21 protein-coding genes are annotated in these 25,085 nt (G+C 65.7%); 12 read left to right on the forward strand and 9 right to left on the reverse strand.

What is annotated here, in order from left to right:
* Positions 1-278 precede the first annotated feature (278 nt).
* From DL899_RS00005 to DL899_RS00015, 3 genes are all read left to right on the forward strand, one after another.
* Complete coding sequence (locus DL899_RS00005) at positions 279-686, forward strand: hypothetical protein (RefSeq protein ID WP_111731717.1); 408 nt, start codon at positions 279-281, stop codon at positions 684-686.
* 78 nt (positions 687-764) lie between these two features.
* Positions 765-1,235 carry a hypothetical protein gene (locus tag DL899_RS00010; RefSeq protein WP_111731718.1) on the forward strand — a complete coding sequence of 157 codons (471 nt, stop codon included), beginning with the start codon at positions 765-767 and terminating at the stop codon, positions 1,233-1,235.
* Positions 1,236-1,462: 227 nt separating this feature from the next.
* Positions 1,463-1,657 (forward strand): hypothetical protein, encoded by a 195-nt coding sequence (locus tag DL899_RS00015; protein WP_111731719.1) that lies wholly within the window; start codon positions 1,463-1,465, stop codon positions 1,655-1,657.
* A 300-nt stretch (positions 1,658-1,957) separates the two neighbouring features.
* Here DL899_RS00015 and DL899_RS00020 read toward each other — a convergent pair whose 3' ends face one another.
* A complete protein-coding gene (locus tag DL899_RS00020) occupies positions 1,958-4,453 on the reverse strand; it encodes an adenosylcobalamin-dependent ribonucleoside-diphosphate reductase (RefSeq protein ID WP_111731720.1) in 2,496 nt (831 codons plus the stop codon).
* A 217-nt stretch (positions 4,454-4,670) separates the two neighbouring features.
* Between DL899_RS00020 and DL899_RS00025 the strand changes: the two genes are divergently transcribed.
* Together DL899_RS00025 and DL899_RS00030 are read left to right on the forward strand one after the other, a co-directional pair.
* Entirely contained in the window at positions 4,671-5,126 is a 456-nt protein-coding gene (locus DL899_RS00025; RefSeq protein ID WP_111731721.1) for a DUF1489 family protein, read from the forward strand.
* Positions 5,127-5,412: 286 nt separating this feature from the next.
* A complete protein-coding gene (locus tag DL899_RS00030; RefSeq protein WP_111731722.1) occupies positions 5,413-6,000 on the forward strand; it encodes an outer membrane protein in 588 nt (195 codons plus the stop codon).
* A 113-nt stretch (positions 6,001-6,113) separates the two neighbouring features.
* On the opposite strand, the gene hisG is transcribed toward DL899_RS00030, so the two are convergent.
* From hisG to hisS, 3 genes are read right to left on the reverse strand one after another with little or no spacing between them, the layout of a single operon-like run.
* Positions 6,114-6,809 carry an ATP phosphoribosyltransferase gene (hisG, locus tag DL899_RS00035; protein ID WP_111731723.1) on the reverse strand — a complete coding sequence of 232 codons (696 nt, stop codon included), beginning with the start codon at positions 6,807-6,809 and terminating at the stop codon, positions 6,114-6,116.
* On the reverse strand, positions 6,806-7,903 hold the full coding sequence (locus DL899_RS00040) for an ATP phosphoribosyltransferase regulatory subunit (RefSeq protein WP_111731724.1): 1,098 nt from the start codon (positions 7,901-7,903) through the stop codon (positions 6,806-6,808). Before DL899_RS00040 ends, hisG begins: the two co-directional genes overlap by 4 nt.
* Positions 7,903-9,495 carry a histidine--tRNA ligase gene (gene hisS / locus DL899_RS00045; RefSeq protein WP_111731725.1) on the reverse strand — a complete coding sequence of 531 codons (1,593 nt, stop codon included), beginning with the start codon at positions 9,493-9,495 and terminating at the stop codon, positions 7,903-7,905. The genes DL899_RS00040 and hisS overlap by 1 nt, the downstream gene beginning before the upstream one ends.
* 123 nt (positions 9,496-9,618) lie before the next feature.
* Between hisS and DL899_RS00050 the strand changes: the two genes are divergently transcribed.
* Entirely contained in the window at positions 9,619-9,813 is a 195-nt protein-coding gene (locus tag DL899_RS00050) for a SlyX family protein (protein WP_111731726.1), read from the forward strand.
* A 3-nt stretch (positions 9,814-9,816) separates the two neighbouring features.
* Here the strand turns inward: DL899_RS00050 and dnaE are convergent, their stop codons facing one another.
* Positions 9,817-13,341 (reverse strand): DNA polymerase III subunit alpha, encoded by a 3,525-nt coding sequence (gene dnaE, locus DL899_RS00055; protein WP_111732057.1) that lies wholly within the window; start codon positions 13,339-13,341, stop codon positions 9,817-9,819.
* A 111-nt stretch (positions 13,342-13,452) separates the two neighbouring features.
* Here dnaE and DL899_RS00060 point away from each other — a divergent pair, with 111 nt between their 5' ends.
* From DL899_RS00060 to DL899_RS00085, 6 genes are read left to right on the forward strand one after another with little or no spacing between them, the layout of a single operon-like run.
* Positions 13,453-14,991 carry an ABC transporter ATP-binding protein gene (locus tag DL899_RS00060; RefSeq protein WP_420820946.1) on the forward strand — a complete coding sequence of 513 codons (1,539 nt, stop codon included), beginning with the start codon at positions 13,453-13,455 and terminating at the stop codon, positions 14,989-14,991.
* Between the two features lie 54 nt (positions 14,992-15,045).
* A complete protein-coding gene (locus DL899_RS00065; protein WP_111731727.1) occupies positions 15,046-16,131 on the forward strand; it encodes an ABC transporter permease in 1,086 nt (361 codons plus the stop codon).
* Entirely contained in the window at positions 16,128-17,048 is a 921-nt protein-coding gene (locus tag DL899_RS00070) for an ABC transporter permease (RefSeq protein ID WP_111731728.1), read from the forward strand. Before DL899_RS00065 ends, DL899_RS00070 begins: the two co-directional genes overlap by 4 nt.
* A gap of 41 nt (positions 17,049-17,089) precedes the next feature.
* On the forward strand, positions 17,090-18,169 hold the full coding sequence (locus DL899_RS00075) for a BMP family ABC transporter substrate-binding protein (protein WP_111731729.1): 1,080 nt from the start codon (positions 17,090-17,092) through the stop codon (positions 18,167-18,169).
* 7 nt (positions 18,170-18,176) lie between these two features.
* Positions 18,177-18,845, forward strand: coding sequence for a DUF938 domain-containing protein (locus tag DL899_RS00080; RefSeq protein ID WP_111731730.1), 669 nt, complete (start codon positions 18,177-18,179; stop codon positions 18,843-18,845).
* A 5-nt stretch (positions 18,846-18,850) separates the two neighbouring features.
* A complete protein-coding gene (locus DL899_RS00085; RefSeq protein WP_111731731.1) occupies positions 18,851-19,636 on the forward strand; it encodes a glycoside hydrolase family 25 protein in 786 nt (261 codons plus the stop codon).
* A gap of 127 nt (positions 19,637-19,763) precedes the next feature.
* On the opposite strand, the gene DL899_RS00090 is transcribed toward DL899_RS00085, so the two are convergent.
* From DL899_RS00090 to DL899_RS00105, 4 genes are all read right to left on the reverse strand, one after another.
* On the reverse strand, positions 19,764-21,044 hold the full coding sequence (locus tag DL899_RS00090) for a DUF3422 family protein (protein ID WP_111731732.1): 1,281 nt from the start codon (positions 21,042-21,044) through the stop codon (positions 19,764-19,766).
* 218 nt (positions 21,045-21,262) lie between these two features.
* A complete protein-coding gene (locus tag DL899_RS00095; RefSeq protein ID WP_111731733.1) occupies positions 21,263-22,696 on the reverse strand; it encodes an NAD(P)(+) transhydrogenase (Re/Si-specific) subunit beta in 1,434 nt (477 codons plus the stop codon).
* 13 nt (positions 22,697-22,709) lie between these two features.
* Entirely contained in the window at positions 22,710-24,284 is a 1,575-nt protein-coding gene (locus tag DL899_RS00100) for a Re/Si-specific NAD(P)(+) transhydrogenase subunit alpha (RefSeq protein WP_111732059.1), read from the reverse strand.
* Positions 24,285-24,418: 134 nt separating this feature from the next.
* Positions 24,419-24,868 carry a methyltransferase family protein gene (locus DL899_RS00105; protein WP_111732060.1) on the reverse strand — a complete coding sequence of 150 codons (450 nt, stop codon included), beginning with the start codon at positions 24,866-24,868 and terminating at the stop codon, positions 24,419-24,421.
* Between the last annotated feature and the right edge of the window lie 217 nt (positions 24,869-25,085).

A 25,085-nucleotide genomic window follows, 5' to 3' on the forward strand; every position in this document is an offset into this window, starting at 1 on the left:
GCGACCTTCGCCTTGAACTCGGGCGCATGTTGTTTGCGTTTCGACATCTCTGATCTCCTTCTCGTCGAAGATCAGCAGACTGCAAATCGTAGCTTACGTCACTGTCCGAATTTCGGGGGGTAGCTCATCTCGTCGGCCCTTGGCCAATCTCTATGTCGATACCGATAGCAACGACCGTGCAGCCGAAGCGGAAAAAAGGAGAGACGCACCCGAAACGACATGCGGACAGGCTTGATGCTGCCACGAACGGCAGACGCGCAACAAACAGGAGGACCAACATGCTGCGCAACCTACCCACAACGACGCTGTCCGCAGAACTGCAACTCGCCGCCGTCCGTGCGCATTTCGCCGAACACGGCACAGCGCTGTGCAATGCCGCGGCGCTGATCGGCGGCGAGGCCGGAACGGCCCGCGTTCTGCGCCTCATGTCGGCGCTGCGCGAGGCCTCTCGCCTCGACCGCGCCTTGCGGCGTCGGCTGGTCGATTTGCACCGGCTTCTGTCGCTCGATCTTGTGGTGGACGCGTTCGAGCCGGACCTGTCGTTCTGGACTGATCTCGACCCCGCAAGCCCCGAAGTGGAGAAGCTCTGTCTGCTCACCGACCGTCTCTATGACCTTCTGGTTGAAATCGGTGAACTGGACGACGAGCGGGACGCGCTCGCCCTGCAGGCGCAGCACGCGGCCTGATACCGCACGCCGGCCATGCACAAGCTGAACGGCCGGCGTGCCCGCACCTCCCCCCAACAACGACATGAGGACACTGTCATGAAATATGTCGACCAATTGAGCCTTCGGGATCTTTGGACCCGGACCTTGCAAGGACTCGATTTCCTGCACGATGACGTCCAACGCAATGATGCGGGGATGTCTGCATCGGATCTCAACACCCTGTCGAAAGCGCTCTGCATCCTGCGCTCGGACGGGCCCCTCTCGGATGCGGCCGCCCGCGAGATCGGTCGCATCGAAGATCTTCTCGTTGATGCCATCGCACGGGAAACACTCGGGTTTCGGAACGTCTTTGACGGAACCAATGACCCGGACCATGGCGCCATCGGCCGTGTCCTGGCGGTTCCGGTCCTGTCGAGGAAGGGCGTCGCTCTCGACGCATTGCAGCAGCGCTTCCGGACTATCCTGGCGATGCGGGACCTTCTGGCGGCCCGGGTCGACGCCGGGCATCAGATGGCCCACCTGGGAGCCGCAGGAAAATCCGCAATCTCGGAAGACCGCGCCGCCTGAAACCTGGTCCTGTCCCGCCGCGGAACATCTGCGGCGGGGCGGGTAAAAGGCCGGCGAAATAATCACGTGGCGGCCAAGTTTTTTCTTCCCGCTCGGAAAGAACGGACAATATTCTCGATACCAGCACCGAAGACCAGCTCTCGAAACCAACGGAAAGGAAGCTGCCCCCCATTCATATCTCTCGGCACTGTGCGCATGCAGGCCGGCAAATCGCCGGGATTACAATCATGACCGCGCCGAGGCACCCGGCGCGACTGGCCGAGGTCGCTCGCCTGGCATTTCAGGCGCTCGACTACTCGATCATGAGTACCGGCGCGAATACCTACAGGGGACTGCTCTGCAACGACCATTACTGGAGGCACGAGGCAATCCAGGCCTACGCGCGCATCGAAGAAGCGCTGCGGCACTGGCGATCGACATGAAGAAACAACAGGTTCATCGTATCAGGGTGGCGAAAGCCGCCCTTTTTTCATGCCCATAAGCCGGACGGGCTGAACCTGGCACACAGGTCAGAACACGGCCCCGCAACAAGACCCTCAGAACCTTTTCTCACGCGTCAAACAAGGCATCATCGCGTCAATCCGCGACGCATGCTATGAATGGCATAAATATCGGAAAATCGAGCACTTACGCCCGATTGACCTTATTTGCTTGCAAAATGGACATTCCAAGCCCGCCAATGGCCAAGTATTGGTAGTCAGGACATTTGAACGCGCCTTGCCCTAGCCGCACTTGGAATGGCCGCAGGAGGCGCAGGTCATGCAGCCTTCAATCATGCGCATCTCATAGCCGCCGCAGGCCGGGCAGGCCGGGCCGCGGGGGGCGTCGAGGCCGACCACCTGCGCGGTGGGGTCGGATTTCAGGCCCAGCCCCTCGCCTTCCATGAAGCCGATCTCGATCAGGTGTCGTTCCAGCACCCCGCCGATGGCGGCCAGGATCGAGGGCACATATTTGCCGTTCATCCAGGCGCCGCCGCGCGGGTCGAACACGGCCTTGAGTTCCTCGACGACAAAGCTGACATCGCCGCCGCGCCGGAACACGGCCGAGATCATCCGCGTCAGCGCCACCGTCCAGGCGTAGTGTTCCATGTTCTTGGAATTGATGAACACCTCGAAGGGGCGGCGATGGCCGTTCAGAATGATGTCGTTGACGGTGACATAGATGGCGTGGTTGCTGTCGGGCCATTTCAGCTTGTAGGTGCGGCCTTCCAGCTCTCCGGGCCGGTCGAGCGGCTCGGCCATGTAGATGACATCACCGTGGGGCGTCTGGGGTTCGGCGTTACTGGTGGCGACTACTTCAGGAACCGAAGAATTCGACCCAATGATTTCACTCAAAGACACTCCCAAGACATTGGTGATTTTGGAAAGGCGATCAATTGTCGGCTCTTTTCCTTCTTTGATAATTCCGTGGAGATAACCGTGACTTAAACCAGCATCCAACGATACCTGCCGCATCGTCGTTCCCCGCTCCTTGATGAGAGAAGCAAGGGTTTCGCGATAGTCATTTGAAACAAATTCCTTCTCGCTTTCAACACTCAGCACACTCCCCGTCACGTCGTTCGGGCGATAGGTCGTGCAGCCCTTGCAACCCGTTTCCCAGGCTTGCAGGTACACGTCCTTGAACGCCTCGAAGCTGATATCCGCCGGCACGTTGATGGTCTTGGAGATCGAGCTGTCGATCCATTTCTGCGCCGCCGCCTGCATGCGGATGTGGTCCTGCGGGTCCAGCGTCTGTGCGTTGACGAAATAGTCGGGCAGATCGGCATCGCCGAAACGTTCGCGCCACAGGTTGACGGCGTAATCCGTCACCTCCTCTTCGGTGCGGCTGCCATCCTTTTGCAGCACCTTGCGGGTGTATTTGTAGGCGAACACCGGCTCGATCCCCGAGCTGACATTGCCGGCGTAAAGGCTGATCGTGCCGGTGGGCGCGATCGAGGTCAGCAGCGCGTTGCGGATGCCGTCGCGGGCGATCGCTTCGCGAATGTCGTCATCCATACCCTGCATGGTACCGCTGGACAGATACGCCTTTGCATCGAACAGCGGAAACGCGCCCTTTTCGCGCGCCAGTTCGACCGACGCGCGATAGGCCGCGCGCGCGATCCGGTGCAGCCAGACCTCGGTCTGCGCCGCCGCCTGTTCGGAGCCATAGCGCAGCCCCTTCATCAGCAGCGCATCCGCCAGCCCCGTCACCCCCAGCCCGATACGGCGCTTGGCCTGCGCCTCTTGCTGCTGCGCCTCCAGCGGAAAGCGCGAGGCATCGACCACGTTGTCCATCATCCGCACGGCGGTGGCGACGAGGTTGTCCAGCTCGTCATCGTCGACATGCGCGCCGTCATCGAACGGCTGACGCACCAGCCGCGCCAGGTTGATCGACCCCAGCAGGCAGGCGCCATAGGGCGGCAGGGGTTGTTCGCCACACGGGTTGGTCGCCGCGATCTGTTCGCAATAAGACAGGTTGTTCATCGCGTTGATGCGGTCGATGAAGATCACCCCCGGCTCGGCGAAATCATAGGTCGCCTGCATGATCCGGTTCCACAGGTCGCGCGCCTGCACGGTGTGATAGACCTTGCCGCCGAACTGCAGCTCCCACGGGCCGTCATCGCGCACCGCGGCCATGAAGGCATCGGTCACCAGCACCGACAGGTTGAACATCCGCAGCCGCGCCGGGTCGGCCTTGACGGCGATGAAATCCTCGATGTCGGGGTGATCGCAGCGCATCGTCGCCATCATCGCGCCGCGCCGCGATCCCGCGCTCATGATCGTGCGGCACATCGCGTCCCACACATCCATGAACGACAAGGGCCCGCTGGCGTCGGCGGCAACGCCTGTCACCTCGGCCCCGCGCGGCCGGATGGTCGAGAAATCATAGCCGATGCCGCCGCCCTGCTGCATCGTCAGCGCCGCCTCGCGCAGCGCGTTGAAGATGCCGTCCAGGCTGTCGGGGATGGTGCCCATGACAAAGCAGTTGAACAGCGTCACATCGCGCCCGGTGCCGGCGCCCGCCAGGATGCGGCCCGCGGGCAGAAAGCGGAAATCCTCCAGCGCGGCATAGAACCGGTCTTCCCAAAACTGCGGCTTGGCCTCGGGCGCGGCCAGCGCGCGCGCCACCCGGCGCCAGCTATCCTCGACCGTGCGGTCGCGGGGCGTGCCGTCGGCGGCCTTGAAACGGTATTTCAGGTCCCAGATCGATTCGGCGATGGGGGCGGCAAAACGGCTCATGGCGGCGTGGTCCGGGGTTGTGGCGTGTCGCGCCAGATCAGACCCGTTTCACGCCCCGGCCCCCGAGCCGGGGCCTCTGTGCTGGTGGGGCGAGGCCCCGGGGCAAGCCCGGGGCGGGTATTTCCGATTGAACGCGACATACTGTTGATACGCGGTTTTCGTGGAGGGCCCTCCACGATACCACCTATTGAAGTCCGATCCTAGCCCTCTACGATATATGTCACGCGCATCGGGGGATTCTATTTTGGCCAGCCTGCACCTCATCAAGCTCAGCGTCGGCTCGGAAAGCGTTGAAAGTCTGGCCGCATGGCAGGCCACGCGTCGCGCCCAGGCCGAGGACGGGTTGCCGCGCCATGTCACCCGAATGTGGCCCCGGCGCGAGGCCGAGTTGCTGAAGGGCGGGTCGATCTATTGGGTGATCCAGGGGTTCGTGCAGTGCCGCCAGCGGCTGCTGCGCCTTGACGAGGTCATCGGCGAGGATGGCATCCGCCGCTGCGCCTTTGTGCTCGACCCCGAACTGGTGCGCACGACCTCGGCGCGCAAGCGTCCGTTCCAGGGCTGGCGCTATCTGGCGCCGGGCGACGCCCCACCGGACCTGCCCGAAATGCGTGGCAATGACGACGCGCTGCCGCCCGAACTGTCGGCGGCGCTGGCTGATATCGGCGTTCTCTGAATTCCGTCGCCGCCTCAGGGTGACCCGACGTCATCGGCGGAAGATGGCCGAAACACCCGTTCCGGCGGCGATTAAGCGCCGTTTTACAGCGCATCCGGTCACGAACATTTTACCCTGCCCGACAGCCCCCTTGTAGTGGCGCGTGGGGTGCTTAACTGTCCCGCATACGCCGGCGGTTTACGCGAGCAGGCCCCGGCGCACTCTGCCCGCGATTGATTGCATCACATTGCAGGACACGCGGCGGGGACATGGAAAACAAGCTCCAGCAAGGACAAGGAGACCGGAGATGAGAAAGATACTGACCGCGCTTGCCGCGACCACGCTGGGTGTAACCCCGGCATTGGCCGGCAGCCCCGCACCTGCGCCGCAGGATAACACCATCGCCGCCGCCGTTCCGGCCCCCAACTATGGCCCCGACTGGACCGGGTTCTATGGTGGTGCCCAGGTGGGTTGGGGTGATGTCGACACCAACGTACCCGGTGTCAGCGGCGACGACATGATCGGCGGCCTGACGTTCGGTTATGACCACGATCTGGGCGACTGGGTCATCGGCGCCGGGCTTGATTACGACTGGGCCGATATCGGCCTCGCGCCGGGTCTGAGCGTCGACAACATCTTTCGCGCCAAGCTGCGCGGCGGCTACAAGGTCGGCAACGGCCTGATCTACGGCACCGGCGGCTATGCCAACGCCGACACCAGCACGCTGGGCGACGAGGATGGCTATTTCATCGGCGCGGGCTACGAGCACCTGATCTCCGACCAGTTCTCGGTCGGCGGCGAGGTTCTGTGGCACGAGTTCGACGGCTTCAACACCTTCCCGTCAACCGATGTCGAGGCGACCACGGTGCAGGTGCGCGGGACGTTCCGGTTCTGAAAATGAAGGCGCGCGCCTGACAGGCGCGCGGTGTTATCCCCCCAAGACGCCTGTCAGGCGTCGACAGGCCGCGACCGGACACCCCGGTCGCGGCCGCTTTCATGCAATCCGCGTCAGTCGACGCCCAGCTGTTTCAGCAGTTCCACCATCGTATCGCGGTCCGCGCCTTCCAGGGCCACGGCGCGGGTGCGAAACAACGTCGCTTGGCTGCGCAGGATCAACCCGTCATCAAGCAGCTTGAGGTGGTTCGCCCTGAGCGTGTCGCCGGTCGAAGTGATGTCGGCGATCGCCTCGGCGGTTTCGTTCTTGACGGTGCCCTCGGTCGCGCCCTGGCTGTCGACCAGCCGGTAATCGGCCACCCCCGCATCGCGCAGGAAATCGCGCACAAGCCGGTGATACTTGGTCGCGATCCGCAGCCGGAAACCGTGGGCGGCGCGAAACGCCGCCGCCGCCGCGTCGAGATCATCCAACGTACTGACATCGACCCAGGCGCGCGGCACCGCCAGCACCAGGTCGGCGTGGCCAAAGCCCAGCCCGGCAATTTCCTCGACCCGCTGCTGCCAGCGGCCCAGCTTTTCGCGCACCAGGTCGGTGCCGGTCACGCCCAAGTGGATGCGCCCGGCGGCCAGTTCGCGCGGGATTTCCCCCGCCGAAAGCAGCACCAGTTCCAGGTTGTCGATCCCCTCGACCCGGCCCGCATATTCGCGCTCGGACCCGGCCCTGCCCAGCCGCACGCCACGAGCGCCGAACCAGTCAAAGGTCTTGTCCATCAGCCGCCCCTTGGACGGCACACCCAGCTTGACGCTCATCGTCCTGCCCCCGCCCGCGACGCCAGTTCCAGCACCATGCCGGGGCGGATCACGCCGCCCACCGCCGGTATCTCGCGCCCGCCGCCAAGCTGGCGGGTCAGCGCATCATAGCGCCCGCCACTGGCCACCGGCGGCAGGTCGGGCCGGCCATCAGCGTAGAAACCAAAGACGAAGCCGTCGTAATACTCCATCTGGGTGCGGCCATAGCTGGCCTCGAATTCAAGCGCGTCGATGTCGATCCCCTGTCCCGCCAGCGCATCCAGCCGCTGCCCCAGCCGGTCAACAGCCGGCGCTATCAGCGGCATGTCCACGGCGATGTCGCGCAACCGCTCCAGCGCGTAGGGGCAGGTTTCACGCACCGCCAGGATCGCGTCGAGCAACGCCACCTCGTCGGCGGAAATCGGTGGCGCGGCGGCATCCTCTCGCAGCACCTCGATGCGGGCACGGATCTCGGCCTCGCTGCGCAGGCCGATCACCGGCCCGGCATCCGCCATCGGGTCGGCCGAGGCCAGCAGCGCGGCGCGGCTTTCGGGCACCGGGGCACGGCCCGAGTAACGCTCGATCAGGGCGCGAAACCGGCGCGGGCGCCAGATGTGCCGCCGCAGCGCGGCGCGGCGCCGCTCGGTCGTGCGCAGCCCGTCGACGGCCGCCATCAGGATGCCGATATCGCCTGTGGCCGCGCGCAGCTTCAGCGGCGCCAGAACCCGGTGAAACAGGGCAAAGACACGGGCATCGGCGGCGGCGGGGTTTTCGCGGTCGAACACCTCGAACCCGGCCTGGAAATACTCGTTGGCGCGGTCGGGGTCATCCTCCTGCCGGCGAAAGACCTCTCCGGCATAGGCATAGCAGGCGGGCTCGGCCCCTTCGGCCATGTGCATCTGCACCACCGGCACGGTGAAATCGGGGCGCAGCATCTGTTCGCCTCGCAGCGCGTCGGATGTGACATAGGCGCGCGCGCGAATATCCTCGCCGTAAAGGTCCAGCAGCACCTCGGCCGGTTGCAGGATCGTGGTTTCGACGGGGGTTGCGCCCTCGGCCTCGAAAAGGCCGCGCAGGCGCATCGCCTCGGCCCGTGTGGCGGCAGGGTCTGCCATCAACCCTGCCCGTCCAGCATCTCGCGGATGCGCGCCACCAGTTCAGTGCGCGGCACCTCGACCTGGGCGGGGCGTTCCTTCCATTCCTCCAGCGTGGCGTTTTCGGCGATTTTCGCGCCAAGAACCAGGTCCTTGACCTGCACCACGCCACGGGCCTTTTCATCCTCGCCCTCGATCACCGCCAGCGGGGCGTTGCGGCGGTCGGCATATTTCATCTGGTTGCCGAAGTTCTTGGGATTGCCAAGATATACCTCGGCCCGGATGCCCGCCTGCCGCAGCTCGCCCACCATGGCCATGTAGTCGGCCATGCGGGCGCGATCCATCACCGTCACCACCACCGGGCCGGTTTCCACGCCGCCCATGCGGCCCTTTTCGCGCAGCGCCGCCAGCAGGCGATCAACCCCGATAGAGATGCCCGTCGCGGGCACGGCCTGGCCGGTGAAGCGCTTGACGAGATCGTCATAGCGCCCGCCCCCCGCCACGCTGCCGAACTGGCGCGGGCGACCCTTTTCATCGAGGATTTCAAAGGTCAGTTCGGCCTCGAAGACGGGGCCGGTGTAATAGCCAAGGCCACGGACGACCGAAGGGTCGATGACGATACGGTCGGGGCCATAGCCCTGGGCGGCGAGGAAGTCGGATATTTCGCCCAGTTCTTTTAGTCCTTGAAGCCCAATCTCTGTGTTTCCCACCAAGCGCATTAGGTGATCCACTACCGCCCAGTTCCACGCACGCCCTGCATTTTCGCTATGCTCTTTAGGATCTTCCAGCGTGATGCCCATACCACCTGGAATTCTCTCGTCGGGTTGTGGCGGGCCATCGCGAAGCTCTTGTTCCACGATCGTCTTTGAGTTCAGAAACGAAAGAACAACTTCAGCCTGTTCATCCGACAGCCCCACCCCGTCGATATAGGCGCCCGAGGCATCCAGCCGCCCCTTGCCCAGCAGCTCGCGCACGCCGGCCTCGCCGACCTTGTCGAACTTGTCGATGGTGCGCATCACGGCGGCGCTGCGGTCCTCGTCGTCGGCCAACCCCATGGTTTCCAGCACGCCGTTCAGAACCTTGCGGTTGTTGATCCGGATCAGGTAGTCGCCGCGCGGGATGCCCACCGCCTCCAGCGTGTCGGCCAGCATGGCGCATATCTCGGCGTCCGCGGCCATCGACGCGCTGCCCACCGTGTCGGCATCACATTGATAAAACTGGCGAAACCGCCCCGGCCCCGGCTTTTCATTCCGCCAGACCGGCCCCATCGCATAGCGGCGATAGGGGGTTGGCAGGTCGTTGCGGTGCTGGGCATAGACCCGCGCCAGCGGCGCCGTCAGGTCATAGCGCAGGGCCAGCCAGTCGCCTTCGCCCTCGTCCTCTTGCCAGGCGAACACGCCGGCGTTGGGCCGCTCGACATCGGGCAGGAATTTTCCCAGCGCCTCGACCGTCTCGACCGCGCTCGATTCCAGCGCCTCGAACCCGTAGCGGTGATAGACCTCGGCGATGGCGGTCAGCATCTCGGTGCGTTCGCCGACCTCCGCCCCGAAATAATCGCGGAACCCCTTTGGCGTCTCGGCCCTTGGCCGCCGCTCTTTTTTCGTCTTGGCCATGTCTTTGCTTCCCGGCGCTGGCAATTGCCGCGGGGTCTAGCCCAAGGGCGCGCAAGGGGCAAGCGTGGGCGCAGACGGCGGGCCGCGCTTGACCGCGCGCGCCGGCGCGCCTAGATCGCACGCATGCGTAAGCTCGAAGAACATATCGCCCATCTGACCCGCACCCTGGACGAGTTGTCAGACGTCGTCGCCCGCCAGGAGAAAGAGATCGAGACCCTTTCCCGCCGGGTGCAGATGTTGCTCGAACGCGAGGCGCGCCGCCAGGACGAAGGCAGCGGCGGCGTGTTCATCGCGGATGAACGCCCGCCGCACTGGTAGGGGTCAGAATTCCTCGACCATCGCCACGCCGGGCAGGCTGCGCAATGCGCCCCTGATCTGGGGCGAGACGGGGAAGTTGTCACCCAGTTCTATCTCGACCTCGCCGGGCAGGCCGCTGGCCATCAGGCACAGCCGGATCGGCCCGCGCCCGCCCTTGGCATCTGCCGCCCCGCGCAGCACCGTCGCCGCCGTTTCAACTGCCTCGGGCGCCTCGACAAAGACCCGCAGGCCGGTGCCACCGGCGCCTGCCACCACCCCTTCGACCGGCTGCACCCCGCGCGCCAGCAGTTTCAGCTGGTCTTCCTCCATCGTCGCTTCGACGGTCAGCACCACCATCGAGCCGGGGTCAAGATGTTCGCGCGCGGCCTCCAGCGTGTCGGAAAACACCGTCACCTCATAGCTGCCGGTGGTGTCGGATAGCTGGACAAAGGCAAAGCGGTTGCCGCGGGCCGAGCGCCGTTCCTGCCGGCCAGCCACCACCCCGGCCAGGCGCACCGCCGACGGGTCGCGGCGGGCGGCCTCTTTCACCTCGGCAAGGGTCTGCACCCGCTGCTTTTTCAGCGCGCCGACATAGTCGTCCAGCGGATGCCCCGACAGGTAGAACCCGACCGCCTGGAATTCCTCGCGCAGGCGTTCGGCGGGCAACCAGTCCTCGACCGGCACGAGGCGCGGTTCTGGCAGATCCTCGCCCGCCTCGCCGAACAGCGACACCTGCGCCGATCCCTTTTGTTCGTTCACGGCGGCGGAATAGGTCATCAGCCGCTCGATATTGTCGAACACCCGCCGGCGGTTGCGGTCAAGCGCATCGAACGCCCCCGCGCGCGCCAGCATTTCCAGCGGCCGCTTGCCGACGCGTTTCAGATCGACCCGGCGGGCGAAATCGAACAGCGTCACGAACGGGCGCTCGGCACTCTCGTCATCCGGCTCGGCCCCTTCGCGGCGCGCCGCCACGATCAGGCGCATCGCCTCGACGCCGACGTTCTTGAGCGCGCCCAACGCATAGACCAGCGCGCCGTCACGGGTGACGAATGTCGCCTCTGACCGGTTCACGCAGGGCGGCACGAAGGGCAGGCCCAGCCCGTGGCGGACCTCTTCGAAATAGGTGGCCAGCTTGTCGGTCAGGTGGATGTCGCAATTCATCACGCCCGCCATGAATTCCAGCGGGTGATTGGCCTTGAGCCACGCGGTCTGATAGCTGACCACCGCATAGGCAGCGGCGTGGGACTTGTTGAAACCGTAGTTGGCGAACTTTTCCAGCAGGTTCCAGACTTCCAGCGCCTTGGCGTCATCGACGCCGTTGCCGCGCGCGCCCTCGATGAACTTGGGTCGTTCGGCGTCCATCGCCTCCTTGATCTTCTTGCCCATGGCCCGGCGCAGCAGGTCGGCGCCGCCCAGCGTGTAGCCGGCCATTTCCTGCGCGATCTGCATCACCTGTTCCTGGTAGACGATGATGCCCTGGGTTTCGTCCAGGATATGGTCGATCAGCGGGTGCAGGCGGTCGCGCTCTGACAGGCCGTTCTTGACCTCGCAGTATTTCGGAATGTTTTCCATCGGGCCGGGACGATAAAGCGCCACCAGCGCGACGATATCCTCGATGCAGGTGGGTTTCATGCGCTTGAGCGCATCCATCATGCCCGAGCTTTCAACCTGGAACACCGCGACCGTGCGCGCCGAGGAATAGAGCGCATAGGTCTTTTCGTCATCGAGCGGTATCTGCCCGATATCGTCCTCTGCCCCGTCCTTGGGCTCATAGATGGTTTGGCCATCGGCGGCGACATGCAGCGACCGGCCCGAACGGTGGATCTGCGCGATGGCGTTCTGGATCACCGTCAGCGTCTTGAGGCCCAGAAAGTCGAACTTTACCAGCCCGGCCTTTTCCACCCATTTCATGTTGAACTGCGTGGCCGGCATTTCCGAACGCGGGTCCTGGAACAGCGGCACCAACTCGTCCAGCGGGCGATCACCGATCACCACGCCCGCAGCGTGGGTCGAGGCGTTTCTCAGCAGCCCCTCGACCTGCTGGCCATAGGTCAGCAGGCGGTCGACCACCTCTTCGGCGCGGGCGGCCTCGCGCAGGCGTTCCTCCTGGCTCAGGGCCTGTTCGATGCTGACCGGCTTGACCCCCTCGACCGGGATCAGCTTGGACAGCTTGTCGACCTGGCCATAGGGCATCTGCAGCACGCGCCCGATGTCGCGCACCGCCGCCTTGCTGAGCAACGCACCGAAGGTGATGATCTGCGCCACCTTCTCGCGCCCGTATTTCTGCTGCACATAGCGGATCACCTCTTCGCGGCGGTCCATGCAGAAGTCGATGTCGAAGTCGGGCATGCTGACCCGTTCTGGGTTCAGGAACCGTTCGAACAGCAACTGATAACGCAGCGGGTCAAGGTCGGTGATGGTCAGCGCCCAGGCCACAAGGCTGCCCGCGCCCGACCCCCGGCCGGGGCCGACCGGGATGCCCTGATCCTTGGCCCACTTGATGAAGTCGGCAACGATCAGGAAATAGCCGGGAAAGCCCATCCCCTCGATGATGCCCAGCTCGAAATCCAGTCTCGCGTTGTAGTCCTCGACCGGGGCCGCGGGCTGCACCACGGCCAGCCGCGCCTCCAGCCCCTCGCGTGCCTGGCGGCGCAGTTCCTCGACCTCGTCATCGGCGAAACGCGGCAGGATCGGGTCGCGCGTCTGCGCCCCGTAAGCACAGCGCCTGGCAATTTCGACGGTGTTTTCAATCGCTTCGGGCAGGTCAGCGAACAGCGCCGCCATTTCCTCGGGGGTTTTGAAATAGTGCTGCGGCGTCAGCCGGCGGCGCGGGGCGCTCTGATCGACATAGGCGCCATCGGCCACGCACAGCAAGGCATCGTGCGCCTCGTACATGCCGGCGTCGGGGAAATAGACATCGTTGGTGGCCACCAGCGGCAGGCCCATGCCATAGGCCATTTCGACAAAGCCGCGCTCGGTCTGGCGTTCGGCCTGCGGCGCGCCACCGTCACCGGGGTGGCGCTGCAGCTCGACGTATAGCCGATTGCCAAAGGCGCGGTGCAAATGCGCCATCAGGGCCTCGGCCGCCGGGTGCTGGCCGGCCTGCAACAGCCGCCCCACCGGCCCGTCGGGGCCGCCGGTCAGGCAGATCACGCCCTCGGCGTGGTGCTCCAACTCTTCCGGGGTGACATGCGCAACCTGTCCGTCGCCGCGCAGATAGAGGCACGAGTTGAGCTTCATCAGGTTGCCGTAACCCGCCTCGTTCTGCGCCAGCAGGACCACGGGCGCGGGTGCCGTGGGCATCTGGCCCGGCTCGGGCTCGCGGTACCTGACATCGACCTGGCAGCCCATGATCGGCTGCAACCCCGCCTCACGCGCCGTCACCGAGAATTCCAGCGCCGCGAACATGTTGTTGGTGTCGGTCACGGCCACCGCCGGCATCCGCGCCTTGCGGCACAGCTCGGACAGCTTTTTCAGCCGCACCGCCCCTTCGAGCAGGGAATATTCGGTATGCACGCGCAGGTGGATGAATCGGGCGGGATTGAACATGCCCGCAACCATACGCCACCCGCCGCGCCGCGCAAGCGGCCCCGCACCGGTCGTTAGGCCATTGCCCACCCCCGCGCCACTGGGCTAGGGAGAGATGACAAGGGACAGAGTATGCGATCGGATCACAACCGGGTGCCAGCCGACCTGCTAACATTGACGGACCTCAGCAAGGCCTATCCCGGCGTGCTGGCCAATGACGGCGTGTCGATGGGCATCCGCGCCGGCGAGGTACACGCCCTGCTGGGCGAGAACGGCGCCGGCAAATCGACCCTGGTCAAGATGATCTATGGCTTGGTGAAACCCGACAGCGGCCACATGGCGCTGGACGGGCAGCCCTATGCCCCGGCCGAACCACGCGCCGCGCGCGCCGCCGGGGTGGCGATGGTGTTCCAGCATTTTTCGCTGTTCGAGGCGATGAGCGTGGCCGAGAACGTGGCGCTGGGGATGGAACGCCCGCCCCGCCTGCGCGATCTGGCCGCGCGCATCCGCGCGGTATCGGAAAGCTATGGCCTGCCGCTCGATCCCGGCCGCATCATCGGCGACCTGTCGGCGGGCGAACGCCAGCGGGTCGAGATCGTGCGCTGCCTGTTGCAGGACCCGCGCCTGCTGATCATGGACGAACCCACCTCGGTGCTGACCCCGCAGGAGGTCGAGATCCTTTTTCAGACCCTGCGCAAGCTCAGGGACGAAGGGGTGGCGATCCTTTATATCTCGCACAAGCTGCACGAAATCCGCGCTCTGTGCGACACCGCCACGATCCTGCGGCGCGGGCGCGTCGTGGGCACCTGCCGCCCGGCGGAAACCTCGGCCCGGGAAATGGCCGAAACGATGGTCGGGGCCGCCTTTGCCGCCCCTGCCCGCCTGGCCGGCACGCCGGGGGATGTGGCGCTTGACCTGTCCGGGCTGTCGGTGGCCTCGCCCGCCGCGTTCGGCACCAGCCTGCGCAACATCCATCTGAGCGTGCGCAAGGGTGAAATCCTCGGCATCGGTGGGGTGGCGGGCAACGGCCAGGACGAATTGCTGGCCGCGCTGTCGGGCGAACTGCGCACGCCCGCCGACGCCATCCGCCTGCAGGGGCGCCCCATCGGCCGCTTGGGGCCGGCGGCGCGGCGGCGGCTGGGGCTGCTCAGCGCGCCCGAGGAACGCCTGGGCCACGCCGCCGCCCCCGAGATGAGCCTGTCCGAAAACACCCTGCTGAGCGCCGCCCAGCGCGAGGGGCTGGTCGCGCGCGGGTTCCTGCGCCGCGAACGGATGCGCGCCTTTGCCAGCCGCATCATCGAGCGTTTCGACGTCCGCACGCCCGGCCCCGACACGGCGGCCCGGGCACTGTCGGGCGGCAACCTGCAGAAATTCGTCATCGGCCGCGAGGTGCTGCAACGCCCCGAGGTTCTGGTCGTCAATCAACCCACTTGGGGCGTCGACGCCGCCGCCGCCGCCGCAATCCGGCAGGCGCTGATCGACCTCGCCGCCAAGGGCGCGGCGGTGATCTGCATCAGTCAGGACCTGGATGAGCTGATGGAAATCTCCGACCGGCTGGGGGTGCTGAACGAGGGGCGATTGTCTGACATCCGCGACGCCGCCAGCCTGACGCCCGAGGAAATCGGCCTGATGATGGGCGGCGCCCACGGCATGGAGGTGGCGCATGTCTGACCCCCACCCGCTTCTTTCTGGTCACAAATACCCAGATCACTGGGGGTCGACCCCATGCTGAGGGTCGAACGGCGCCCCCAACCCTCGCGGTTCTGGACCTGGCTCACCCCGCCGCTGGCGGTGGCGATCACCATGATCGCGGGCGGCGCGCTGTTCGCGGCGCTGGGTGAAAACCCCGTCGCGGCGATACGCACCATATTCTGGGAGCCGCTTTTCGGCGAGTTCGCCTTTTACTACCGCCCGCAGATGCTGATGAAGGGCGCGCCGCTGATCCTGATCGCGGTCGGCCTCAGCCTGGGGTTTCGCGCCGGCATCTGGAACATCGGCGCCGAGGGGCAATACATCATCGGCGCACTGACCGGGGCCGGCGTGGGGCTTGCCTTTTACCCGCTCGACGCCTGGTACATCTTTCCGCTGATGGTGGTCGCGGGGGCGCTGGGCGGCTGGGCCTGGGCGATGATCCCGGCACTGCTGAAGATCCGGTTCGGCACCAACGAGATCCTCGTGTCGCTGATGCTGGTCTATGTCGCCGAGCAACTGCTGGCGCAGATGTCGCTGGGCCTGCTCAAGAACCCCGATGGCTTCGGGTTTCCCGGCTCGCGCAACCTGCAGGACTACGCCGCCGCCCATAACGCCGAGATCATTGCCGGCACCGGCATGCACTGGGGCGTGGTCGCCGCGCTTGGCGCGGTGATCGCGGCGCATGTGCTGTTGCAACGCCACATCCTGGGCTTTCGCGTCCGCCTGACCGGCCAGGCGCCCCGCGCGGCGCGCTTTGCCGGGGTCAGCCCGGCGCGACTGGTGCTCTTTTGCCTTGGCACCGCCGGGGCGCTGGCCGGCATGGCGGGCATGTTCGAGGTTTCCGGCCCCTCGGGGCAGGTCAGCATCGACTTCAACGTGGGCTACGGTTTCACCGCCATTATCGTGGCCTTTCTCGGCCGGCTCAATCCGCTAGGCATCCTGTTGGCGGGGCTGCTGATGGCGCTGACCTATATCGGTGGCGAGATCGCGCAATCCGACCTCGGCCTGCCGGCGGCGGCGATCCAGGTGTTCCAGGGCATGCTGCTGTTCTTTCTGCTGGCGGTCGACCTGCTGACCAATTACCGGCTGCGCCTGCGCACGCCCGAGGTGGCACCATGAACCTGGGCCACATCGACCCCGCGCTGCTGTTGGCGGCGCTGCTGGTGGCGGCGACGCCAATCCTGCTGGCCGCCATCGGCGAACTGGTGGTCGAACGCGCCGGGGTTCTGAACCTCGGGGTCGAGGGGATGATGATCACCGGCGCCATCTGCGGCTTTGCAGCGGCCGTCGAGACCGGATCGCCCGGACTGGGCTTTCTGGCCGCCGCCGGCGGGGGAGCGGTGCTGGCGCTGCTCTTTGCCGGGCTGACGCAGTTCGCGCTGGCCAACCAGGTCGCCAGCGGGCTGGCGCTGACGCTTTTCGGCCTGGGGCTGTCATCGCTGCTGGGCCAGGGCTATGTCGGCATCAAGCCGCCGCCGACGCCGCATCTCGACCTTGGTCCGCTGGGCGATCTGCCCTTTTTCGGTACGGTGCTCTTTTCCCACGACATCGTTGTCTATCTCGGCCTGGCGCTGGTCGTCGCGGTGTGGGCGGGGCTGAAATACACCCGCTCGGGTCGGATCCTGCGCGCGGTGGGCGAGAACCACGACGCCGCTCATGCGCTGGGCTACAAGGTTGTGCGGGTGCGCATCCTGGCCATCCTCTTTGGCGGGGCCTGCGCCGGGCTTGGCGGGGCCTATGTCAGCCTCGTGCGGGTGCCGCAATGGACCGAGGGCATGACCGCCGGCGCCGGCTGGATCGCGCTGGCGCTGGTGGTCTTTGCCTCGTGGCGGGCGGGGCGCGTCGTGCTGGGGGCGTGGCTATTCGGCGGGGTCAGCGTACTGCAGCTGAACCTGCAGGCCGCGGGCGTCGCCATCCCGGTCGAATATCTTTCCATGTCGCCCTACTTGATCACCATCCTCGTGCTGGTCATCATGTCGGCCAACCGCTCGCGCGCGCCCGGCTCTTTGGGGCGCGTATTCCATGCCTCGGGCTGAGGCGCATCATCCACATCTCTTCGATGACAGGGGGACCATCCATGACCATCACCAAATTCCTTGCCGGCGCGGCCGTTGCGCTGGGGCTCGGGCTGGCAGGCGCGGCGGGCGCGGCCGAAAAGACCCGCGTCGGTTTCATCTATGTCGGCCCGGTCGGCGATGGCGGCTGGACCTATGAACACGACCGGGGGCGGCAAGCAGTCGAAGCCGAATTCGGCGACGCCGTCGAAACCGTCTACCGCGAAAGCGTGCCCGAAGGCGCCGACGCCGAACGCGCCATCACCGAGATGGCGCTCAAGGGCGCGGACCTGATCTTTACCACCTCGTTCGGCTTCATGGATGCGACGCTGGCGGTGGCCAAAAAGTTCCCGAACGTGCGGTTCGAGCACGCCACCGGCTACAAGACCGCCGACAATGTCTCGACCTATTCGGCCCGCTTTTACGAGGGCCGCGCGGTGCAGGGCCACATCGCCGGCCGTATGACCAAGTCGAACATCGTCGGCTACATCGCTTCCTACCCCATCCCCGAGGTCATTCGCGGCATCAACGCGGCCTATATCCATGCCCGCAAGGTCAACCCCGATGTCGAGTTCAAGATCATCTGGGCCTTTACCTGGTTCGACCCGGCGAAAGAGGCCGACGCCGCCCAGGCGCTGATCGAACAGGGCGCCGACGTGATCCTGCAGCACACCGATTCCACCGCGCCGCAGGCCGCGGCTGAAAAGGCGGGCGACATCATCACCTTCGGCCAGGCCTCTGACATGGCCGAATATGCGCCGATGCCGCGCGTCAGCTCGATCATCGACAGCTGGGGCCCCTACTACGTCGCCCGCACCCGCGCGGTGATCGACGGCACCTGGGAATCGCAGCAGGTCTGGCACGGTATAGATGAGGGCATGGTCGAGATCGGCGAGATATCAGACGCTGTGCCCGCCGAGGTGAAGGAAGAGGCGCTGGCGCTCAAGACGGCGATCGCATCGGGCGAATATCATCCCTTCACCGGCCCGCTGAAGCGCCAGGACGGCAGCGACTGGCTGGCCGAGGGCGAGATTGCCGATGATGGCACCCTGCTGGGCATGGATTTCTATGTCGAGGGCATCACCGGCGAAATCCCGCAGTAAGACACCGATGACGCGCCGCCCTGTGCCTGCCGAAACCGCTTCTGTCGCGTTTCCGAACGCGGACGGGACGCGGCTGTCGGCTCCCTCGGCGGCGCGCAACATCGGGCCCATCACCGAGTTGCTGCGCCGTCACGCCCCGCCCTCGGGCCGGGCGCTCGAACTGGCCAGCGGCACGGGCGAGCATGTGATTGCCTTTGCCGCGGCCTTTCCCAACCTGACATGGCAACCAACGGACGTGGCCCCCGAACGGCTGGCCAGTATCGACGCGTGGGCGGCCACGAAGAACCTGCCAAACCTGCACCCGGCGCGGCCCCTCGACGCCAGCAAGCCGGGCTGGGGCGCAGATCACGCCGGGCACGACCTGATCGTGCTGGTCAACCTGCTGCACCTCATCAGCGAGGCAGAGGCGCGCACGCTGGTGGCGGAACTGCCGGCGGCGCTGGCCCCCGGCGGGCTGTGCGTGCTCTATGGCCCGTTCCTGCGCGGCGACGTCGCCACATCTGATGGCGATGCGCGGTTTCACGCCAGTTTGCAGGCCGCCGACCCTGAGGTTGGATACAAGAACGACGCCGATGTCGTAGACTGGTTGCAGGCCGCAGGGCTGCGGCCCGTCGAGGTGGCGGAAATGCCCGCCAACAACCTCGCCTTCGTATCGCAGCGCCCACCAGGGGGATAAGCCCCATGCCACGCACCGCCCTCGCCCGTCTGGCCCTGTTGCTGACGATGGCGTCGGCTTGGGCAGCGCCCCCCGCCACCGCGCAAGAGATGCATCTTTCGACCCGCGCCGCGGCCTTCGACGATCGTGACCCGGTGGATTTCGGCCGCGATGTCCCGCATCGCCTGCCGGTCCACGGCATCGACGTGTCGCGCTTTCAGGGCGATATCGACTGGCACGCGGCGGCACGCGCGGGCGTGAACTTTGCCTTCATCAAGGCGACCGAGGGCGGCGACCTGATCGACCCGGCATTCGGCCCCAACTGGCGGGCAGCGGCGCGGGCGGGCGTGCTGCGGGGGGCCTATCATTTCTATTACTTCTGCACCGACGCCCGGACGCAGGCGCGCTGGTTCATCCGCAACGTGCCGCGCGGGGCGGGTGCCCTGCCGCCGGTCCTGGACATGGAATGGAACCCGCATTCGCCCACCTGCCAGAAACGCCCCGCACCGGCGGTGGTGCGCCGGGAGATGAACGTCTTCCTGAACCGGTTGGAACGCCATTACGGCCAGCGCCCGATCGTCTATACCACACCGCAATTCTATCGTGAAAACGCCCTGGGCCGGGTCAGGGCCGAATTCTGGCTGCGCTCGGTCGCCAAGCCGCTGGCCGAGGTCTATCCCGGCCAGCACTGGCATTTCTGGCAATACAGCGGCACCGGCATCGTGCGCGGCATCGGCGGCGATGTCGACCTTAACGCCTTTGGCGGCACCCGGGCCCAATGGGCGAAATGGGTGGCGCAGCGGCGGCAATGACCCGGCGCCGGCGCGGGCTGCCTCCGGCCGGGGTATTGCCAACCAGAAAGAAGCCAGAAGGCGACACGCTTCTTTCTGGTTGCAAGTACCCCGGGGGTCTGGGGGCTGGCCCCCAGAAACCCGATGCCTAGTGGAACTTCGCCCTGATCCGGCGCACCAGGAACCACACCAGTGCCACCACCGGCAGCGTGACCGCCGCCGTGATCATGCCCTTGCTGATGCCCAGCACATCCGTCAACGGATAAAGCAGATACCCCGCCAGCGACACCGCGTAGTAGCTGATCGCCACGACGCTAAGCCCCTCGACCGTCTTTTGCAGCCGCAGTTGCAGGTCGGCGCGCCGGTCCATGCTGGCCAGCAGCGCCTGGTTCTGGGCGCTGCATTCCACATCGACGCGGGTGCGCAACAGTTCCGCCGCGCGCTGTGCCCGGTCGGCCAGCGCCTGCAGACGCGCCTCGCCCGAGCGCACGGTGCGCATCGCCGGCTCATACCGGCGCATCATGAACTCGCCAAAGGTCTGGCGGCCATGAAAGCGTTCCTCGCGCAGTACCTCGATGCGTTGCGCGACGATCCGGTCATAGGCTTCGGTCGCGCCAAAGCGGAACGAGGCCTGCGCCGCCATCGCCTCCAGCTCGGCCGAAATGTCCAGCAGGTCGGGCAGCGTTTCCTCGGCCGGCTTTTCACCCCCGGTCATGTCACCGATCATCGCGCGCATTCGGGTTTCCAGCACGCCCATGCGCGGGCTGAGGTCGCGCACCCTCGCAAAGCCCAGCATCGACATCGACTTGTAGGTCTCGATCTCGCACAGGCGCTGCATGATCCGGCCCACCCGGCGCGGCCCGGTGCCCCGCGCCACCGCGATCAGGAACCGCTGGTGCCCGGCCGGGTCGATGCGGAAATCGCCGGCGATGATGGCGCCATTGTCCAGCACCCGCGCCACCGCCACGCTATCGGGCACGAACCACTCGGAAATCGCCGCGGCAAGCGCCTCTTCGTCCTGCGTCTGTTCGATCCGGATCAGGGCCGAAGTCATGCGCACCCCCGGCGCCTCGGCCAGCCAATCATCGGGGAAGGCACCGAAATCGGCCGGATCAAAAGGCCGCGCGCTCAGCCCATCGGACATCGCGGTGTAGGTGACGAACTCGGTATGGCTTTCCCATTTCAGCATGTGCCGCCCGATCCGGCCGGAATAATGCGTCGCGCCGGGCTGGGGATGCTGGGCGCCGTGACGGTCAAGCAGCGCGGCCAGATGCGCCAGGTCCGCCGAGCGATCACGTGCGGCGGCGCCGTGTTCGCGCTTGACCGCCAGAACGGCCGCCGTGGCCGGCGGTGTCACCGACGGAAACGGGCGCGCGTGCAGCTCGTTGGCCAGCCGATAGCGCAGAGGATGATCTTCGATGGGCGCCATGGTGTCAGATGTCCCGCGATTCTTGGGCAGACTAGCCCCCCGGCACGCATATGCAAAGAAATTAATCTTGTCTCGTCAATGGGTTAGATGAATGCAACGGTATGCCGAGCGCGGGGCATGCCTGCCGCCGCGCCCGTCACGCGCCCCCGTTGCAACGAAAATCCCCTGCCGCCGGTGGCGCCAGGGGGTCATGACAAGCAGCCGGGGCCGCGCCGTGATCAGTCGACCAGGCTAAGCAGTTTCGTGATGCTTTCCTTGGCGTCGCCATAGAACATGCGCGTGTTTTCCTTGTAGAACAGCGGGTTCTCGATGCCGGAATAACCGGTCCCCTGCCCACGTTTCATCACAAACACGTCGTGCGCTTTCCACACCTCCAGCACCGGCATGCCGGCGATGGGGCTGTTGGGGTCTTCCTGCGCCGCCGGGTTGACGATGTCGTTCGAGCCGATGACGATCGCCACATCCGTTTGGGGGAAATCGTCGTTGATCTCGTCCATCTCCAGCACGATGTCATAGGGCACCCTGGCCTCGGCCAGCAGCACATTCATGTGCCCCGGCAGGCGACCGGCGACGGGGTGGATGCCGAAACGCACTGTCTTGCCCTTGGCGCGCAGCCGCGCGGTCAGCTCGCTCACCGCCTGCTGGGCCTGCGCCACCGCCATGCCGTAGCCCGGCACGATGATCACGCTGTCGGCGTCGTTCAGCGCCTGCGCCACGCCCTCGGCCTCGATGGCGACCATCTCACCCTCGATCTCGGCCGCGGGCCCGCCATCGCCACCAAAGCCGCCCAGGATCACGCTGATGAAGGAGCGGTTCATCGCCTTGCACATGATGTAGCTCAGGATCGCACCCGACGAGCCCACCAGCGCCCCGACCACGATCAGCAGGTCATTGCCAAGGCTGAACCCGATCGCCGCCGCCGCCCAGCCGGAATAGCTGTTGAGCATCGACACCACCACCGGCATGTCGGCACCGCCGATGCCCATGATCAGGTGATAGCCGATAAAGAACGCCAGCAGCGTCATCAGCACCAGCGCCCAGAGCGGCGCACCGTTCAGATAGACCAGCAACAGGATGACCGACAGCGCTGCCGCGCCGGCATTCAGCATGTGCCCGCCCGGCAGCTTGGTGGCCTTTGAGGTGATCTTGCCGGCCAGCTTGCCGAACGCCACCACAGAGCCGGTGAACGTCACCGCCCCGATGAAGACGCCGAGGAACAGCTCGACCTGCAGGATCGACAGCTCGACCGGGGTCTTGTGCGCCAGCACCGCGGCAAAACCGCTGAGCGCGGCCCGATCCACGGCCGACATCGCGGCCACGCGTGCGGCCTCGATATGGGCGTTGAAGCCCACGAAGACCGCCGCCAGGCCGACCAGCGAATGCATCGCCGCCACCAGTTGCGGCATCTCGGTCATCTGCACCCGCTGCGCCACGACAACGCCGATGGCGCCCCCGCCCGCAAGCAGCAGAAGCGACAGCAGCCACAGTCCCGAACCGGGGCCGATCAGCGTGGCGAAGACCGCCAGCCCCATGCCGACGATGCCATACCAGACCGCGCGCTTGGCGCTTTCCTGGCCCGAAAGCCCGCCCAAAGACAGGATGAAGAGGACAGCCGCGACAACATAGGCGGCAGTTGTGAATCCCAATTCCATGATCTCGCCCTCCTCAGGATTTCTGGAACATGGCGAGCATGCGCCGGGTGACGAGGAAACCGCCGAAGATGTTTATCCCGGCCATGAACACGGACAGCGCCGCTAGCAGCACCACCAGCCACGCCCCCGATCCGATCTGCAACAGCGCGCCGACGATGATGATCGACGAGATCGCGTTGGTGACCGCCATCAGCGGCGTGTGCAGGCTGTGGCTGACGTTCCAGATCACCTGGAAGCCAATAAAGACCGACAGGACGAAAACGATGAGGTGCTGCATGAAGCTGGCCGGCGCGATCAGCCCCACCCCCAGCACCAGCGCGGCGCCAATGGCCAGCAACGTCACCTGACGTTTGGTCTGGGCCTGGAATTCGGCCAGCTCGCGCGCCTTGCGTTCCTCGGGCGTCAGTTCCTTTTCCGCAGGCTTTTTCGCGGGCGCGGCAATGGCTTTTACCTTGGGCGGTGGCGGTGGATAGGTCACCTCGCCGCCATGGGTCACGGTCGCACCGCGGATGACGTCATCCTCCATGTTGTGGACCGGCTTGCCGTCTTTTTCGGGCGTCAGGTCGTCCATCATGTGGCGGATGTTGTTGGCATAAAGCGTCGATGCCTGCGCCGCCATGCGCGACGGGAAATCGGTATAGCCGATGATGGTGACACCGTTGTCGGTGACGATGCGTTCATCGGGCTTGGTCAGGTCGCAGTTGCCGCCCCGTTCGGCGGCCAGGTCGACGATCACCGAGCCGGGCTTCATCGCCGCGACCATGTCTTCGGTCCACAGCTTGGGGGCCGGGCGGCCCGGGATCAGCGCCGTGGTGATGACGATATCCATGTCCGGGGCGAGTTCGCGGAACTTTTCAAGCTGCTTTTCGCGGAACTCGGGGCTGGACGGCGCAGCATAGCCGCCGGTGGCGGCTGAATCCTGGCCGGTTTCCTCGAAATCGAGATAGACGAATTCGGCGCCCATCGATTCGATCTGCTCGGCCACCTCGGGACGCACGTCAAAGGCATAGGTGATCGCGCCCAGCGAAGTCGCGGTGCCGATCGCCGCCAGCCCGGCAACGCCCGCGCCCACCACCAGCACCTTGGCCGGCGGCACCTTGCCCGCAGCCGTCACTTGGCCGGTAAAGAAACGGCCGAAATTGTTGCCCGCCTCGATCACCGCCCGATAGCCGGCGATGTTGGCCATCGACGACAGCGCATCCATCTTTTGCGCGCGGCTGATCCGCGGCACCATCTCCATGGCGATGACGCTGGCGCCCTTCTTGGCCGCCAGTTCAAGCCCGGTCTCGTTCTCGGCCGGGTTGAAGAATGTGATCAGCGTTTGGCCCTTGCGCAGGCGCTTCAACTCGGCCTCGGTTGGCACGCGCACCTTGGCGACAATGTCCGCCTCTTTAAAGAGTGCGGCGGCTGTCTTGACGATTTCGACGCCTGCGGCCTCGTAATCGGCATCACGAAAGCCCGCACCCACCCCTGCGCCTGTCTCTATAACGCAGTCATAGCCCAGCTTTTGCAGGGCCTTGGCCGAATCCGGTGTCATTGCAACGCGGTTTTCGCCTTCAAGGATTTCCTTTGGCGTTCCGATCTTCAAGTCGTCATCCCTCCATTTCAGGTTCTTCAGGATCTTGGTCGCCCCCCCGGCGACCGCCGCGCGCAAGCTAGCCCATAGCAAAGGGGATGTCACACCCCTGTTTGCAGCGGATTTCATCTGCATGCGCAAGCTGTTCAGACCCAGCGGCGCACCTTCTCGCAGTAGCGCGCGAAATCGGCGCGAAACTTGCGCCGCAGGCGGTTTTCTTCGGGGATGACGAAGCGGCGTTCGAGCACCCACAGAAGGATCGGCAGCAGCGGCAGCGACAGCACCGCGTCCCATGACAGGATCAGCCCCGCCAAAATCATGACATCGCCCAGATAGATCGGATTGCGCGTGCGGCTGAAGATGCCGCTTTGCACCAGACGCCCGGCGTCGCGGTGCGGCACGATGGTGGTGCGCTGGCGGCGCATCTCGGCCGCGGCCAGCAGCATCAACAGCACACCGCCCCCAACCAGCACGCCGCCGGCGAAATCGGCCCATGCACCGCCAAAACCAAGGCCCATTGCCAGGTACCTGCTTTGCCACCAGGCCAGCGCGGCGAATGCCGCCAGCCAAACCGGGGGTATGTCGATCCATTTCAGCATGGGTTCAGCTTATGCCCGTCCGGCGAATCCCTGTCCACGCGAAATGAAGCGACGCGCGTGGCTTGTGCGCACGCACGGGTCGGCTAGTCTGGCCGCGAACCGGCAGGGAAACAGGAATGCCTGAAGGAAAACGAATGTGCGGCACATGCTTGCATGATTGGCGGCGCGCGGCGGCGCGCCTTGATCCCGCACAGACGTATCCGGTGCAGGCCCC

The organism is Roseovarius amoyensis, assembly GCF_003260265.1.
GTDB lineage: Bacteria > Pseudomonadota > Alphaproteobacteria > Rhodobacterales > Rhodobacteraceae > Roseovarius > Roseovarius amoyensis.

What these genes read in the sequence shown, in the direction of transcription:
- DL899_RS00005 (WP_111731717.1), top strand. Translation starts at nt 279, where the DNA reads ATGCTGCGCAACCTACCCACAACGACGCTGTCCGCAGAACTGCAACTC.
- DL899_RS00010 (WP_111731718.1), top strand. Translation starts at nt 765, where the DNA reads ATGAAATATGTCGACCAATTGAGCCTTCGGGATCTTTGGACCCGGACC.
- DL899_RS00015 (WP_111731719.1), top strand. Translation starts at nt 1,463, where the DNA reads ATGACCGCGCCGAGGCACCCGGCGCGACTGGCCGAGGTCGCTCGCCTG.
- DL899_RS00020 (WP_111731720.1), bottom strand. Translation starts at nt 4,453, where the DNA reads ATGAGCCGTTTTGCCGCCCCCATCGCCGAATCGATCTGGGACCTGAAA.
- DL899_RS00025 (WP_111731721.1), top strand. Translation starts at nt 4,671, where the DNA reads ATGTCACGCGCATCGGGGGATTCTATTTTGGCCAGCCTGCACCTCATC.
- DL899_RS00030 (WP_111731722.1), top strand. Translation starts at nt 5,413, where the DNA reads ATGAGAAAGATACTGACCGCGCTTGCCGCGACCACGCTGGGTGTAACC.
- hisG (WP_111731723.1), bottom strand. Translation starts at nt 6,809, where the DNA reads ATGAGCGTCAAGCTGGGTGTGCCGTCCAAGGGGCGGCTGATGGACAAG.
- DL899_RS00040 (WP_111731724.1), bottom strand. Translation starts at nt 7,903, where the DNA reads ATGGCAGACCCTGCCGCCACACGGGCCGAGGCGATGCGCCTGCGCGGC.
- hisS (WP_111731725.1), bottom strand. Translation starts at nt 9,495, where the DNA reads ATGGCCAAGACGAAAAAAGAGCGGCGGCCAAGGGCCGAGACGCCAAAG.
- DL899_RS00050 (WP_111731726.1), top strand. Translation starts at nt 9,619, where the DNA reads ATGCGTAAGCTCGAAGAACATATCGCCCATCTGACCCGCACCCTGGAC.
- dnaE (WP_111732057.1), bottom strand. Translation starts at nt 13,341, where the DNA reads ATGTTCAATCCCGCCCGATTCATCCACCTGCGCGTGCATACCGAATAT.
- DL899_RS00060 (WP_420820946.1), top strand. Translation starts at nt 13,453, where the DNA reads ATGCGATCGGATCACAACCGGGTGCCAGCCGACCTGCTAACATTGACG.
- DL899_RS00065 (WP_111731727.1), top strand. Translation starts at nt 15,046, where the DNA reads ATGCTGAGGGTCGAACGGCGCCCCCAACCCTCGCGGTTCTGGACCTGG.
- DL899_RS00070 (WP_111731728.1), top strand. Translation starts at nt 16,128, where the DNA reads ATGAACCTGGGCCACATCGACCCCGCGCTGCTGTTGGCGGCGCTGCTG.
- DL899_RS00075 (WP_111731729.1), top strand. Translation starts at nt 17,090, where the DNA reads ATGACCATCACCAAATTCCTTGCCGGCGCGGCCGTTGCGCTGGGGCTC.
- DL899_RS00080 (WP_111731730.1), top strand. Translation starts at nt 18,177, where the DNA reads ATGACGCGCCGCCCTGTGCCTGCCGAAACCGCTTCTGTCGCGTTTCCG.
- DL899_RS00085 (WP_111731731.1), top strand. Translation starts at nt 18,851, where the DNA reads ATGCCACGCACCGCCCTCGCCCGTCTGGCCCTGTTGCTGACGATGGCG.
- DL899_RS00090 (WP_111731732.1), bottom strand. Translation starts at nt 21,044, where the DNA reads ATGGCGCCCATCGAAGATCATCCTCTGCGCTATCGGCTGGCCAACGAG.
- DL899_RS00095 (WP_111731733.1), bottom strand. Translation starts at nt 22,696, where the DNA reads ATGGAATTGGGATTCACAACTGCCGCCTATGTTGTCGCGGCTGTCCTC.